Source organism: Bradyrhizobium sp. USDA 3240, from assembly GCF_054063295.1.
The window spans coordinates 6,740,375-6,754,472 of record NZ_JBSSGD010000002.1 but is presented as its reverse complement, the minus strand read 5'-3'; the positions used below and the strand labels follow the sequence as shown (position 1 = coordinate 6,754,472).

General features: G+C 63.1%; 14 protein-coding genes, 1 tRNA gene and 1 pseudogene. 10 read left to right on the top strand and 6 right to left on the bottom strand.

The genetic code is table 11. The features are described 5' to 3' along the window. Positions 1 to 22: 22 nt before the first annotated feature. The 4 genes from ACVIGA_RS32700 to ACVIGA_RS32685 all read left to right on the top strand — a co-directional run bounded on the left by ACVIGA_RS32700 (position 23) and on the right by ACVIGA_RS32685 (position 3,869). Positions 23 to 1,138, top strand: a complete 1,116-nt coding sequence (locus ACVIGA_RS32700; RefSeq protein ID WP_456669229.1) for a hypothetical protein — start codon at positions 23 to 25, stop codon at positions 1,136 to 1,138. A 146-nt stretch (positions 1,139 to 1,284) separates the two neighbouring features. Further along, positions 1,285 to 1,530 carry an acyl carrier protein gene (locus ACVIGA_RS32695; RefSeq protein WP_157345131.1) on the top strand — a complete coding sequence of 82 codons (246 nt, stop codon included), beginning with the start codon at positions 1,285 to 1,287 and terminating at the stop codon, positions 1,528 to 1,530. Next, a complete protein-coding gene (locus ACVIGA_RS32690) occupies positions 1,527 to 1,955 on the top strand; it encodes a MaoC/PaaZ C-terminal domain-containing protein (RefSeq protein WP_375779590.1) in 429 nt (142 codons plus the stop codon). Before ACVIGA_RS32695 ends, ACVIGA_RS32690 begins: the two co-directional genes overlap by 4 nt. A 21-nt stretch (positions 1,956 to 1,976) precedes the next feature. Then, entirely contained in the window at positions 1,977 to 3,869 is a 1,893-nt protein-coding gene (locus tag ACVIGA_RS32685) for an HAD-IIIC family phosphatase (RefSeq protein ID WP_456669228.1), read from the top strand. A 316-nt stretch (positions 3,870 to 4,185) separates the two neighbouring features. On the opposite strand, the gene ACVIGA_RS32680 is transcribed toward ACVIGA_RS32685, so the two are convergent. Next, positions 4,186 to 4,260 (bottom strand) — tRNA-Gln (locus ACVIGA_RS32680). Positions 4,261 to 4,494: 234 nt separating this feature from the next. On the opposite strand from ACVIGA_RS32680, the gene ACVIGA_RS32675 reads away from it, so the two are divergent. After that, on the top strand, positions 4,495 to 6,273 hold the full coding sequence (locus tag ACVIGA_RS32675; RefSeq protein WP_456669227.1) for an acyl-CoA dehydrogenase: 1,779 nt from the start codon (positions 4,495 to 4,497) through the stop codon (positions 6,271 to 6,273). 561 nt (positions 6,274 to 6,834) lie between these two features. On the opposite strand, the gene rpsU is transcribed toward ACVIGA_RS32675, so the two are convergent. After that, positions 6,835 to 7,131 (bottom strand): 30S ribosomal protein S21, encoded by a 297-nt coding sequence (gene rpsU, locus ACVIGA_RS32670; RefSeq protein WP_223969835.1) that lies wholly within the window; start codon positions 7,129 to 7,131, stop codon positions 6,835 to 6,837. Between the two features lie 598 nt (positions 7,132 to 7,729). On the opposite strand from rpsU, the gene ACVIGA_RS32665 reads away from it, so the two are divergent. Further along, entirely contained in the window at positions 7,730 to 7,963 is a 234-nt protein-coding gene (locus ACVIGA_RS32665; protein ID WP_456669226.1) for a DUF6894 family protein, read from the top strand. A gap of 166 nt (positions 7,964 to 8,129) precedes the next feature. Here ACVIGA_RS32665 and ACVIGA_RS32660 read toward each other — a convergent pair. The 4 genes and pseudogenes from ACVIGA_RS32660 to ACVIGA_RS32645 all read right to left on the bottom strand — a co-directional run bounded on the left by ACVIGA_RS32660 (position 8,130) and on the right by ACVIGA_RS32645 (position 11,495). Next, positions 8,130 to 9,430 (bottom strand): annotated as a pseudogene (locus ACVIGA_RS32660) (IS1380 family transposase). Between the two features lie 219 nt (positions 9,431 to 9,649). Then, positions 9,650 to 10,342, bottom strand: coding sequence for a VOC family protein (locus ACVIGA_RS32655; RefSeq protein ID WP_456669225.1), 693 nt, complete (start codon positions 10,340 to 10,342; stop codon positions 9,650 to 9,652). Positions 10,343 to 10,383: 41 nt separating this feature from the next. Continuing rightward, a complete protein-coding gene (locus ACVIGA_RS32650; RefSeq protein WP_456669224.1) occupies positions 10,384 to 10,785 on the bottom strand; it encodes a nuclear transport factor 2 family protein in 402 nt (133 codons plus the stop codon). Between the two features lie 41 nt (positions 10,786 to 10,826). Continuing rightward, complete coding sequence (locus tag ACVIGA_RS32645) at positions 10,827 to 11,495, bottom strand: hypothetical protein (protein ID WP_456669223.1); 669 nt, start codon at positions 11,493 to 11,495, stop codon at positions 10,827 to 10,829. 185 nt (positions 11,496 to 11,680) lie between these two features. Here ACVIGA_RS32645 and ACVIGA_RS32640 point away from each other — a divergent pair, with 185 nt between their 5' ends. From ACVIGA_RS32640 to ACVIGA_RS32625, 4 genes are all read left to right on the top strand, one after another. Further along, positions 11,681 to 11,827 carry a LysR family transcriptional regulator gene (locus ACVIGA_RS32640; RefSeq protein ID WP_456669222.1) on the top strand — a complete coding sequence of 49 codons (147 nt, stop codon included), beginning with the start codon at positions 11,681 to 11,683 and terminating at the stop codon, positions 11,825 to 11,827. Then, complete coding sequence (locus ACVIGA_RS32635) at positions 11,824 to 12,570, top strand: LysR substrate-binding domain-containing protein (protein WP_456669221.1); 747 nt, start codon at positions 11,824 to 11,826, stop codon at positions 12,568 to 12,570. Before ACVIGA_RS32640 ends, ACVIGA_RS32635 begins: the two co-directional genes overlap by 4 nt. 25 nt (positions 12,571 to 12,595) lie before the next feature. Further along, positions 12,596 to 13,153, top strand: coding sequence for a DinB family protein (locus ACVIGA_RS32630; RefSeq protein ID WP_456669220.1), 558 nt, complete (start codon positions 12,596 to 12,598; stop codon positions 13,151 to 13,153). Between the two features lie 212 nt (positions 13,154 to 13,365). Continuing rightward, positions 13,366 to 14,094 (top strand): alpha/beta fold hydrolase, encoded by a 729-nt coding sequence (locus ACVIGA_RS32625; RefSeq protein ID WP_456669219.1) that lies wholly within the window; start codon positions 13,366 to 13,368, stop codon positions 14,092 to 14,094. The last annotated feature ends 4 nt before the right edge of the window (positions 14,095 to 14,098 follow it).

The following is a 14,098-nucleotide window of genomic DNA, read 5'->3' as shown; positions in this document are numbered from 1 at the left end:
TTACCAGAATTTCTGAACGCTGATGGTCGAGACTCCAAAAACAAAGGGATCCCGGGGCCGCGACGTTCTCTCCCGGTTGGGAGTGACGGTTGTCGCGCTGATCGCGATACTGGCCTGTCTGGATGTTGTCCTGCGAATGGCCGCTCCAGCCAGCGGCATCTTTCGGGCAACGATCGACGTCCAGTCACCGACAGCTCTTTACGCCAAGCTCGAAGAGTTTCGAAAGTTCGACGGATTGAAGGTTGCCGTCCTGGGCGACTCCTTGATCTTCGGCCGCGCCATGCGGGACAAGGGCGATGCTGCCTGGCAGGCGCATACCTTGTCGAACCAGTTGCAGAATTGGCTTGCCGAAAAGCATCCCGGTCAAAAGGTACTCGTCGCCAACTTCGGCATGAACGGAACGCTTCCGACCGACCTTGAGAACCTTGTGCGCATCGTGCTGCCCTCGAAGCCGGATGCCATCGTGTTCGATCTGAGCCTGCGGTCTTTCTCCCGGGATTTCGATCGGGAAGGTGAAACCAGAACCCGTCTCTGGTTGGACACCCTCTCCGTGGATGCCAACGGTACCTATTCCACCGGCAAGGATGGCGGAATCACGCGATGGAGCCACGACGCACTCGCCAACTGGTGGTTTCTGTACCGGTCTCGCGATTATCTCCAAGCCCTGTGGTTCGACGGCAGTCCCTTCAACTTCCTGGTGGGCCTGCGAGATGCCGCGGACAAATGGCTGCAAGGCTCGACCGGGGCCACGAGCGATGACCTTGGCGATGTCGTGCTGCTGATGCGGGCACGAGCGCGGTACGAGAAGATCGATCTGGCCCCGGACAACCCGCAACGACAAGCCCTGGATCGGATCCTGCGCCGCGTGTCGGAGGCAAAGCAGCGCACGCTGATCTTCTACGCGACCGAGAATCCCAAAGTATTGCCCGACCTGCTTCCGAAGCAAAAGTTTGCCGAGCTGCAGGCTCAACTCGTGCAAATCATCTCACCGCGACCTCCGGAGCGCGTTTACGTCGGGCCGCTCGCTACCCTTCCAGCGTCCGAATTCCTCGATCACGTCCATCTCGATAAGGCCGGCTACGCCCAACTGAGCGCGGAACTGGGCCCGCCCCTGGACGCCATGATCGGAAGACGATGAGGGAGCCTTGTGAATGGCGGAGCCATCTGCTAGTTCTCGTGAATGGCGGAGCCATCTGCTAGTTCTCGCGCCGAAAAGGCGGATTTTACGGGGCTTGCTCGGCAATTTCGACGCCGCCGTCTCACCCAAATCATGGGATGATTGTGATGACTGACGAGGAAATCTATTCCCGCCTCACGCCGATTTTCCGGGACGTCTTCGACGACGACACGCTAACGCCGCATCCGGAAATGACTGCGGCAGAAGTGCCGGCGTGGGACAGCCTCAGCAATATTCGGCTGGTCGTCGCTGTCGAGGTGGAGTTCAAGATCCAGTTCTCGACTGGCGAGGTTGCTGCCCTGAAGAACGTCGGCGAGTTCGTCAACGTCATTCGTCAAAGAGCTGCGCGTTGAGCGAACAGCCACGAGTGCTGCTGTGGAACGAGCTTAAGGAAGGCATGACCGTCTCGCTTCCGTTCCGGATCGGTCAGAGCGAGATGGATACCTTCCGGAAGCTGTCGGGAGATTCGAGCCGCATTCATATCGATTCCGAATTCGCGCGAAGCCGCGGATTCGCAGGGCCCGTGGTGTACGGCGCGCTCACGGTCGCCAGACTTTCGTATCTGGTCGGAATGCACTTGCCGGGTGACCTCGGGCTGGCGACGAGCTGGCGGATCGACTTCAACAAGCCGCTCTACATCGACGAGGAAGCGACCTTTAACGGCGAGCTCACTCATGTGTCGCAATCCACTCATACCGTCAGCCTTAAGTTTCGGGTGTACGCGGGTGAGAAATTGATCGCCAGCGGCACCGCCGGATCCAAACTTCTAGATGAATGATTCCATCCTGGGGTCGACGCCATGACGTTTCAGCTTCAAGAACTGCCCTGGTTAGAGGCGCCGCCGGCGGACTTCAAGGCGCTTTGCAGCGCGCTTGACGCAACCGATGAGCCCAACGGCGCCGAGATCGCCGCACTTGCCGCCAAGAACCTCAACACAGACCAGCTCACGCGCCTTTCGAAGAGCATCGAACGCGCGCGAACCAAGAAGAAGGCGATTTCGCCGCTTCGCGAATTTCATCTTGGATTGCTCGGCAACGGTACGACGTGCTTGTTCACCCCTGCGCTTGCCGCTGGTGCCGCGCGTCATGGCGTCATGCTCCGCGTCACCCAGGCTGATTACGATCAGGTTGCGCAGGAAGCGCTCGATCCATCCTCCGCGATCAACTCCTGCAAACCGGACGCCATTCTGCTGGCGCTCGATTTCCACGGCTTGCCCCTCAACAACGGCGGCAGCGGCGCGTCGAACCAGTCCGCCCTCGACTACGTGGGCATGATACGCGAAGGTCTTGAGCGCGGCGCCGGTGTGCCGGTCATTTTCCAGACCGTTGCCTGCCCTCCGCAGCCACTGTTCGGAAGCATGGACGCGCAAGTATCCATGTCGATGCGCCGCCAGATCCAGGATTTCAACGACGGGCTTCGAGAGCTCGCCGCGAAGCGCGGTGACTACATCCTCGACGTCGCCGCCCTGGCGGAATCGATCGGCACCCAGAACTGGCACAATCCCGTTCAATGGAATCTCTACAAGCTGCCATTCGCGCAGACGATGGTGCCGGTCTACGTTGAATATGTCGGACGGCTGCTCGGCGCCATCCGCGGCAACGCCCGCAAATGCCTCGTGCTCGATCTCGACAACACGCTCTGGGGCGGCACGATCGGCGACGACGGACTGGAAGGGATCGTTCTCGGTCAGGGCGACGGGGTCGGCGAGGCCTTCACCGAAATCCAGCGAACGGCGCTTCAGCTGCGCGATCGCGGCGTCATCCTGGCGGTATCCTCGAAGAATACGGATGAAGTCGCGCGACAGCCGTTCCGGGAGCATCCCGAGATGTCGCTGAAGCTGGAGCATATTGCGGTCTTTCAGGCCAACTGGAGCGACAAGGCCACCAACATCGAAGCCATCGCCAAGACGCTTAACATCGGGCTGGATTCCATGGTGCTGCTCGACGACAACCCCGCCGAGCGGAGCCAGGTCCGAAAGGCGCTGCCGATGGTGGCGGTGCCCGAGCTGCCCACCGATCCTTCGCTCTATGCGCGCACGCTCCTGAACGCGGGCTATTTCGAAGCCGTGACGTTTTCCGAAGAGGATCGTCAGCGCGGCGACCTCTATCAGGCAAATGCCCAGCGCGCGGAGCTGTCGGCGAAGTCCCGCGACATGGAAGAATTCCTAGCGTCGCTTGGCATGACGATCGAATTCCACGCGTTCGATGCCGTCAATCTGGGGCGGATCGCGCAGCTCATCAACAAGACCAATCAGTTCAATCTGACGACGCGGCGCTACACGCATTCCGAAGTCGAGACCATGTCGCGTTCGCCCGATTGCCTGACCTTCCAGATCAGGCTTCGCGACCGCTTTGGTGACAACGGGGTCATCGGCGTCGTGATCGCGCGAAAGAAGGACACGACCTACGACATCGACACCTGGTTGATGAGCTGCCGGGTCCTCGGACGACGGGTTGAGGAAGCCATCATTGCCGAGCTCGTCCGCCATTGCCGTTTGAATGGCGTCGACACGCTCAAGGGAAGCTACTTGCCCACCGCCAAGAACGGGTTGGTGCGCGACCTGTACAAGAAGCTCGGATTTGCGCCGGCCGGCGGCACGGATGACCACCGCATCTGGAAGCTGGACATCACCGAATACGACGTCCCCTCCTTGCCGTTCGAGGTTATTCGCGACAACGCCGCGAATGCCTGAGATCCGGTGTTCGTACGCCGCGCTGCAGACCCCGGAGCGGTAGCCACGGCAGCCCGATCGCGCGCCGGCTGGCCGCGCCTCACTCTCCGTGCCGAAGACAGTCAACGAAGAAGACTGTCTCGGCTGGCAGGCGCGATCGAATCGGCCTCCCCGGGATCGCTCGCCAAAACGGGAACTTGCAGCGGCGGGCGAACCACTTCCAAGGCTTTCGCCCCGGACGCCGTCGACATGGCGAAGACTGACGCCAACCTGCGGAAGCCGACCAATTCTGGCCTATACATGTGATTTTTCAGATACTTAACTGATGTCGCGCGAATGGCTGGGGCGGGAGGGATCGAACCTCCGAATGGCGGAATCAAAATCCGCTGCCTTACCGCTTGGCTACGCCCCAACGCGCCGATCGAAGGCCACGCCGGTCTATAGGGTGAGTCCGGCCTTTTCAACAGGGCGGCGTGCGAAAAGGCACGAAAGCCGCAGGTTGATACGGGCACCCTTATTATAAGGGCGACTTATAAGGGCGACGCTGCGGTGGCCGAAACGGACCGGGCGATGTCCGCTCGGACAGTTGAGAGGCCGCTTGTTTCATGGGAAGACAATTTCCAAACGCCTCGTCGGGAGTAACGCCATGACCTACCGTGCGCCGATCAACGATATCCTGCTGTCGCTCAACCATGGTGCGGGGCTCGCTGCCGCCGTGGCGGCCGGCCACTACGGCGATTTCGATGGCGACATCACCGCTGCGGTGCTGGAAGAAGCCGGCAAGTTCGCCTCCGATGTGCTGGCGCCACTGAACAAGGTCGGCGACGAGCACGGCATCATGCTCGACAACGGCAAGGTGACGACCGCACCCGGCTGGCCCGACGCCTATCAGCGCTGGACCGCAGCGGGATGGAACGCGGTGTCCGGGCCGGAAGCGTTCGGCGGCCAGGGCCTGCCGCTCGCGATCAACGCCGCCTGCACCGAGATCTGGAGCGCATCGAACGTCGCCTTCGGCCTCTGCCCCTTGCTGACGCTGTCCGCGATCGAGGCGCTCGATGCGCATGGCAGCGAGGAGTTGAAGAAAATCTATCTCGAGAAGCTCGTCACCGGCGAATGGACCGGCACCATGCAGCTCACCGAGCCGAACGCCGGCTCCGACGTCGGCGCGCTGCGCACCCGCGCCGAACGTGCGGGTGACGGCACCTACCGCATCAAGGGCACCAAGATCTTCATCACCTATGGCGAGCACGACATGACCGACAACATCGTGCATTTCGTGCTCGCACGATTGCCCGATGCGCCCGCCGGCACCAAGGGGATCTCGCTGTTCCTGGTTCCGAAATTCATGGTCAATGCCGACGGCTCGCTCGGCGAACGCAACGACATCCATGCGAGCGGCGTCGAGCACAAGCTCGGCATGCACGCCTCGCCGACCTGCACCATGACCATGGGCGACAAGGGCGGCGCGATCGGCTTTCTGATCGGCGAGGAAAACGCGGGCATGCGCTGCATGTTCACGATGATGAACCAGGCCCGCCTCGGCGTCGGCCTCGAAGGCGTCGGCATTGCCGACCGCGCCTATCAACAGGCGCTGGCCTATGCGCAGGAGCGCCGCCAAGGCAAAGCGATCGGCCACAAGGGCGACGGGATGGATCCGATCATCGTGCATCCCGACGTCAAGCGCATGCTGATGCAGATGCGCAGCATGACGGCTGCGGCGCGCACGATCTGCTACGCGACCGCGGTCGCGCTCGACGTCTCGGTGCGCGCCAAGGACGCCAAGGTCCGTGCCGACGCCGCAGCACGCGGCGCATTGCTGACCCCGATCGCCAAGGCGTTCTCCACCGACATCGGCAACGAGGTCGCCTATCTCGGCGTGCAGGTGCATGGCGGCATGGGCTTCATCGAGGAGACCGGCGCCGCGCAGCATTACCGCGATGCCCGCATCACCTCGATCTATGAAGGCACCAACGGCATCCAGTCGATCGACCTCGTCACCCGCAAGCTGGGCGCCAATGGCGGCGCTTCGGTGTGGGCGCTGCTCGACGAGCTCGCCGCCACCATCAAGCAGGTCGAGACCTCCAACGATCCGGCGTTCGGCACCAGCGGCGCCAAGCTCCGCGACGCCCATGCCGCGCTGGAGCGCAGCAGCAAATGGCTGCTCGAGCGGCTGACCTCCGCGCCGAACGAGGCGCTGGCCGGCGCGACGCCCTATTTGCGGCTGTTCGGCGCCACGCTCGGCGGCTGCATGCTTGCCGGCGAGGCGCTGGCCGCGAAAGCCAACGGCGAAGCCGAGCCGCAGCGCTACGTCGCATTGGCGCGCTTCTTCGCCGAGAACATCTCTGTGCAGGCGCCGTCACTGGAAAAGACCGTGACGGAGAGCGCCGAGGCGGTGACCGGTGCGGATGCGGTGCTGGCGGGGTAGGCCTCGCAATCTCGCCCGGGCACAGGCGGAACTCATCGTTGTCGTCCTCGCGAAAGCCAGGACCCATAGCCACCGCATTTGATCGTGAACGAGATCGTGGCCCGGCGTCATACAACAATGAGCATTTGGGGTGATGGGTCCTGGCTTTCGCCAGGACGACGGCGAGTACGTTGCGCTGCCGGCGGACCATACTTTCGCGTTCGAGTGACCCGATTAATCCGAGCTCTCGTTCCGCCCTCTCTTGAGCGGAGGGCGCAGGGAAGCCGGATGCCGATCAACGATCCCAGCGAGACGAGCGAAACTCCCTGGGGCCGTCCAGCAAATCACGCTTGCGGGCAGACTGATCGATCCTGCTGGCCGAATGATCGGCCATTGCGTTGATGGCCGCGCCGGCCAGATTCTGCGCACGCTGCCGTCGCTTTTCGTCCCTCGATCGAACATACCGATCCTGGTCTCGCCGACGGCAGATTTCATCGGAGAGACGTTCCTGGAGGCATCCGTTGCCTCGATAAGGTCGCTGCGTCATCTTGCACGCTCCCTCCAACCGGATTGCGGTACGGACTAACGCTCCGGCGAGCCGCTTGTTCGCGGTGGCGATTGCCCGGGTGCAGAGAATTTCGGCGTCAATACTTTGGGCTTCCTCGGGGGAGCCGCAATCAATCCCTCGCGGATCGCCTGCTTGCGCGCAAGCTTGCGCGCTCGCCGCACGGCCTCGGCCTTCTCTCGAATCCGTTTTTCCGAAGGCTTTTCGAACGATCGGCGGCGCTTCATCTCCCTGAAGACGCCCTCACGCTGCAGCCTCTTCTTCAGAACGCGCAGCGCCTGGTCGATATTGTTGTCCCTGACAAGAACCTGCAATGGATCACCTCTCGCGGCGCTGAGCCCTTTCAGTTCTGATTGAATCAGAACCGAAGCTCTAGCTTCTCGTTTGACGCGTTTTCTTCACGCGAACCGGTACCCACTTCGCTCGAAAACGCTCTCGGTACATTGAACGGACAAATACGAAAGCCCGCTCTATCGGTGACAGAGCGGGCCGCACTGCCATTCCAGTACATCCGTGAAACGGCAGCCGATCAACAACATGACGAAAGCTCAGCCGCAGTGCTGCAAGCACGCGTTCTCACCTTCATCCGACGATGTCTTTGGAAAAGGGTCCGCACGGACCGATCTACAAGGCTCAAGGCCAGTCGATCCGACACAAGTATACACTTATCTCAGCTATGCAAGGTGCAATTGCCAGTTCCGGAACTTATCTCTCGCGGTTCAAGCGTTTGAGATCGTAGCCGGAAGACGAGAGCGGGTCACCCGAGCGACTGCGTGAGCGGTTCCTTGAATCGATATCATTGTTGAGTAGCAAATTCGGACCTCTTGACGCAGAGTGCGGCGCTGCCGGGTGAATTCAGCGCGCCGGCACTCGAGAGCCTGGGCAGCTCCCATCGCAAAGAGGGAGCCGCAATTGGCAACCCGCTATTATTTCGACATCCGCAACGGCGAAGAGCTCTATGCCGACAGGCAGGGTATCGAGCTGCGCGACGAGGAGACTGCTGCCCACGAAGCGATGCAGTCATTGCTCAGCATGGCGAAAGACAACCCGCCGTCGGACAAACACAGTCTGCTGGTGTTCGAGGTCCGCACGAACGAGGGGCCGCTGTTTCAGGTCAGCCTCAATCGGGGCATAACGCGGCATTAGCCCGTCCTATTCGTGAGAGTGCGTTTTTTTGGTCCGATTGATGTGGCCGCACATCTGCTCTGACGAGGCGCGCGGGATTGCCTTCGGCCTTTCACCGCCTGACGACCGGCACTTTGCAACGCGCTTGAGGTGTAGGTTGGGCGAACGGGGGCGGACGCCCCGCCGGTCAAGGACCGAGCGGCAGCAGCGCGCCTGGCAAGCCGCGGATCAGGTCGGCTTCGGGACATGCCGCGGCAAACGCGGCTCGTGGTCTCGACGACACGGGCAGCGAGTTTCAAGAGACGAAGACGCAGCGTCGCGAACTCGGCTGTGGCCAATTCCCGGGCTTTGGGAATCGCGTCGCGCACGGTCAGCATCAGCCAATAAGCGGCGGTGTCGAGAACGAGGCGGACTTGATTGGCGAGCGCCGAACGGCAGCTGGTGCGATCGGAGGCGAGCTGCGTCTTATGCAGCTTGATCAGATTCTCGGCTTGGCCGCGCGCGCAATACAGGCTGTCGTAGATCCACTCGGCCGAGCCGACATCGAGGCTGGTGACGACGAAACGGATGTCGAGGCCGAGCATCGTCGCCTCAATACGGGCGACGGTACGTCGTTCGCGATCCCAGGACTTTGCCTTGTGGCGCGTCTCGGTATAGCCACGCAGAACCGGCAGGTTCTCGATGGCGCGTCGCGTGCGGATGCCGTCGGCGGCCTCGTCGACTTTTCTGGCGAGCGGCTTGGTGCCGGAGAGACCGAAGATGTAGTCGATGCCGTTGGTCTCGCACCACGCCATTGCCTCCGGCCGGGCATAGCGCCCGTCGCCACGGAACGTAATTCGCGTGTTGTGCCACCGCGTCCGGATATGCCGTATCAGGCGGCGCAGATGGGCACGCACCTCGACGCCGCCCGGCGTCTTGCCGGGCCGCAGCACGACCGCCACGGGCCGGCTCTTCTCCGTGTCGTAGACGTGGATCGGCAGGAAGCAGCGTTCGTCATAATGAGCGTTGAACAGCGAGAGCTGCTGATGGCCGTGGACGACATCGCAGGTATCATCGATGTCGAGCGTGACGGATGCCGGCTCGCGCGGGTAGCTATCCATCCATGCGTCGAAGGCGCGGAGCATTCTCCAGCCGCGACAGCGTCGGTTGGGAACACAGATCGCGACCCGTGTCCGGCAGCCGTCCGCAGGCCAGCTTGAATGCGGGATCGGACCGCAGATGATCGAGGTCGTCGGCGTCCTCGTAGCCGCAGCAGATCGCGAACATGCGCGCGCGGAACATATCGACAAGGCTGTGCACGACCCGCGTCGGATCGCGCCGATCCGGGAACACGCGGGCCAAATTGTCGGCCAAGCCGAGGCGCCGCTCGGCCATCGCCAGAAGCATCACGCCCCCGTTCGAGGTCAGCCGACCGCCATCGAAGGCAGCTGTGACTTTCTTGGCGTGAACGGCTGGAAACGAGAAGGGCAGGATCGTATCATCGGTCATGGCGGCCGTGCTGTTCGCGGCTGAAGGTGATGGGGTTGGCTTTGCAACCGAATCCTACGCCGCTTCAGCGCTTTACACCACGCTCGCCAGCCTCTCAGGCGCCCTCTGACGAATAAGACGGGTTAGGTGCGTCGGCGCGCAACCGAACGTCAAGAAATTTGCCCGGCAAAGGCCCCCCGGTCTTCTCGCGAACCGGCCTCCACTTCGCGCGAGGACGCTCTAGTGGTCGGACAGGCTGCCGACGATCGATGCGCGGCGGGACAGTTCGATCCAGTTGCCGTCCGGATCGAGGATCATGGAAATTCGCGCGACCTCGCCAAGCGTCACCGGCGCGAGGCCCTCGCGGACGCCCTTGGCACGCAGTTCGCCATGCACCGCGTCGATATCGGCGACTTGCAGCGTGATGTAGCGCCAGCCGCGCGCGCCCCGGACCGGATCGACGGCCGCGGCCCGATCTTCCCTGAGCAGGATCAGGCTGTCGCCGAGGCGAAACGCCGGACCGCCCGACCAGGATTGCTCGGCGAAGCCGAGAATTTCGCCGTAGAATTTGCGATGCGCGGCGAGGTCGCGCACGGCCACGGCAACCGCAATTTGGGTGATGCCGTCATGTCCAGGCGGCACCAGGCAAACGCTGTTGCCGTCGGGATCGGCCATGCGCTGCGGCGCTCCAACGCCGTCGCGCGCAACGATCAATTCGCGATAGCCGCTCGGTGCCGCATCCGGCAGCGGCTCGACATGATGGTTGAGCTTGATGACCGAACCATGCGCGTCGTGCCGGTACTGCTTCTGCCCGCGCCGGATCGGTTGCACATGATCGAAGCGAAGCCCGGCATCCTGCTGCCAGAATCGCAGCATCGGCTCCAGATTGTTGGTGGAAAGGCCGACGTCGATCACGTTCTTCGCGAGTTGCATGTCCGGTCTCCCCAGCCGCCGCACGCGCTCGCTGGGCCGGCTCAGCCGGGAAAGCGATCGCCAAACATCGGCAGTCCGCTGCGCGACTGTTCGCGCGTCGCCTCGTCCTGGATGACGTCCCAGTGCTCGGCGAGCACGTCACCCTCGATGCGCACGATGTCGGCGACGACCCATGCCGCCGGCAGACCATGACCGCTGAACCGGCCGTGCAGAATGACGAAATCGCCGCTCGCCGCGCCGACATGGTTCTCATAGCGCAGCGTCGCGGGCAAGCCCTTGACGAGATCGAACAGCCCGTCCCGGCCGGGCGCGATGTGCGCGCTGTGCTGGATGTAGCGCTGTGACCAGAGCCGCTCGGCGGCGGCGTAATCGCGCTTGTTGAACAGGGTATCGAACGCGTCCAGCACGAACTGGACGCGGCGATCCTGGTTCGACGCGTTCATGGCTTCGCTCCCTTGACGCTGTCTGGGTTACTTGATCAGGGTTACTTGCGGACCAGCGGAATCTGCAGATTGGTCGGCCTGTTCTGCTCGGTGTCGAAACCGCGGCCGTCGACATTGCGGGCGCCCCAGAACAGCTGATCGCCCCTGAGATAGATCAGGTCGTATTCCATGAAGTTCGTCCCTTCCTTGAGACCGAACGGGAGGAACGACTTGCCGAAGATGCTCTGCGGCGCCTCGACCGCCCACGGCGCGTAGCCGGCAGCAGCGACCTTGTTGAGGACATCGACAAAGCCCTGTGCCAGCGGCGTGACCTCGTAGGCCTCGTCGGCGATGAAGTCGACCTTCTGCGCCCCCGGTGCGATCGGATGCGCGCCCTGCCACTGCATGTGTCCGACAATCCTGATCCGCGCCAGCGGCAACTTACCGTATGGATCGGCCGAGTTGACCACCACGAGCTCGAACCGGTCGGAGGACTGATAGGTGAAAGCGCGCTTGAGATAGAACGGCTTGATCGAGCCATCCGGATTCTTGCTCGGCCGGATCTCGGGCGCGATGCTCTCCCAGTTTCCGGCAAGTGCCTGCTTGATCGTTGCGACGTCCTGTTCCATGGCGCTTGCCCTCGTTTGATTGCCCGGTGATTGCGCGGCGGCGCCGCCGGGCGCTGTCAGCACCAGCAGCGGCAACAGCAATGCTCTGAGGCTCATCCGCATGCGCAAGGTCCGGCCTGGCTTCGCGCGGCCCCTCTGCCTGTGAGGCAGGGCCCGCACTGGGAATACGCTTCGCTATAGAGGGCGCTGGCCGGCTTGAAAAAGACTTTGTAAGCTGGCCCCATGCTTGCGAGACATGCCTGCGAGAGATGGCAACGCGATGGGCAGGCCGTGATCGGGAGACTGCGATGGAGCTTCGGCATCTGCGCTATTTCGTGGCCGTGGCCGATGCCGGCAGCCTGACGGTCGCCGCCGAGCAGAAGCTCCACACCTCGCAGCCTTCGCTCAGCCGGCAGATCCGCGACCTCGAGGAGGAGGTCGGCGTACAACTTTGAATCGCGGCGCGCAGGGCATCGAGCTGACCGCCGCCGGCAAGGCATTCCTCGACCATGCCCGCATGGCGCTGCTGCAGGCCGAAGCCGCCAAGGAAGCGGCGCTGCGCGCAGCCCAGCCGCCGAAGCCTGTCTTCTCGCTTGGCTTCCTGTCGGGCGCCGAAATCGATCTGCTGCCCCAGGTGAGCCGCCTGTTGCGCGAGGAGTTTCCCGGCATCGACATCCGCCTGTCGAGCGAATACTCGCCTCTGCTCGCCAAAGCCCTGATGCGGCGCAAGCTCGATGCGGCCTTCATGCGCGCCGACGAGAACATGGAGGATCTGGCGTACAAGCGCGTGCGCACCGACCCGCTGGTGTTCGTGTTTCCGAGCAGCCATCGGCTGGCCGCGCGGTCAGCCGTCGCACCGGAAGACATCGCAGAAGAGACCTTCTATCTGCCGTCCAAATCCGCGCCGGCGGTGCGCCGGGTCGTGCTCGACTATTTCAACCGCGCCGGCATCGATCCAAGGCCGGAGCACGAGGTGCACAACGTCGTGCACGCGATATCGATGATCACCTCGACGCACGGTGTGATGCTGCTGCCGGCCTACACGGCGCGCTATCTGCCCGACAGCATCACCACCCGCCCGGTGCAGGGAGAGCCGCCGACGCTCGATCTCGTGCTCGCCTATCACAAGGCCAACAAGTCCCCGATCCTGAAGCTGTTGCTATCGCGGGTCGGCCGCCTGGCCGGAGCGCCGGCCTGATCCCTTCAATCCAGTGAGGACCAATATGCAAGCAGGCCTCGTTCAGACCTTTCGCGCCTTTGCCTACAACAATGCCTGGGCTAATCATCGCCTGCTCACGGCATGCGCCGGGCTCAGCCAGACGGAGTTCGCCGCCGCGTGGACCGGATTCTTCCCGAGCCTGCAGGCGACGCTGAACCACATCCATGTCATCGACCTCTTCTATGTCGATGCGCTCGAAGGAGGCTGGCTCGGGCCGAAGGCGTGGGCCAATGAAGTGCCGTCGGTCGCGGCGCTGCAGGCTGCGCAACGTGCGATCGACCAGCGCCTGATCGTTCACTGCGATGCGCTGACGCCTGAACGGCTCGATGAAGTGGTCAAGGTCAACCGCGACACTTCCGTGCAGACCGAGCGGCGCGACCGCCTTCTGATGCATCTGTTTCAGCACCAGATCCATCATCGCGGCCAGGCCCACGCGATGCTCTCCGAAACCACCGTCAAGCCGCCGCAGCTCGACGAATTCTTCGCTGCCGGCGAGGCGCCGCTGCGGGAAGCCGAGTTCAAGGACCTCGGCTGGCGCGAAGCCACCGTCTGGGGCAGCTAGAACTTCGTTCCGATCGAATCGGAACGAAGCTCTAGATTCTTGTTTTGACGCGTTTTCTTTACGCGAACCGGTATCCACTTCGCTCGAAAACGCTTTGAGCGCCAGGTTCCGCACGCGATCGGGCGTCGCGGACCGGTTCCCGATCCGGAACGAGGTCTTGAATCCCGCCGCCGCCACGCTCACCTGTCGGTGAAACGTGGGGAACTCCAAACATGCAATTCGCCAATCACCGGGGCCAGCGCATCCATTACACTGTTGAAGGATCCGGGCCACTGATCGTGCTGCAGCACGGCCTGCTGCTCGACGCCGCCAGCTGGAAGCAGTGCGGCGTGGTCGACGCGCTCGCCGATCGCTTCCGCGTCGTCTGCGTCGATTCGCTCGGACATGGTTTGAGCGACAAGCCTGCCGATCCCGAATTCTACGATCAGGAACAACGTGCCGGCGATATCGTCGCCGTGATCGATGATCTCGGCCACGAGCGCGCCCACGTGGTTGGACATTCGATGGGCGGCTGGGTGGCGGTCGGCGTCGCCCGGTTCTTCCCGACCCGGCTGGCGTCGCTGGCAATCGGCGGCTGGGACTTTGTTACCGGGCTGCCGCGCGGCAACGCCGGCCCGCTGACGTATGGCGCCTTCATGACGTTTGCACGCCGCACCGCGCCGCAGCTCACGGGATGGGTGACGTCCGACCTCGAAGGCGGCGTGCGCGCCTGCTTCGATGCGCTCGGCCAGATCGATGGCGCCAGGGACGCCGTGCTCTCCTCACGCGTGCCCGTGCTGCTCTGGAACGGACAGGACGACGGACCGCATGCGCCGATGCAGCGCTTTGCCGCGGAGAACGGCCTTGATGCGATGTCGGTCCCCGGCGATCATCTCGGCGCGTTGTTCCAGCATGGCGCCGAGGTCGGCCGGGGCATCGGCTCGTTCGTCGGGCGCGGCTGAGCGG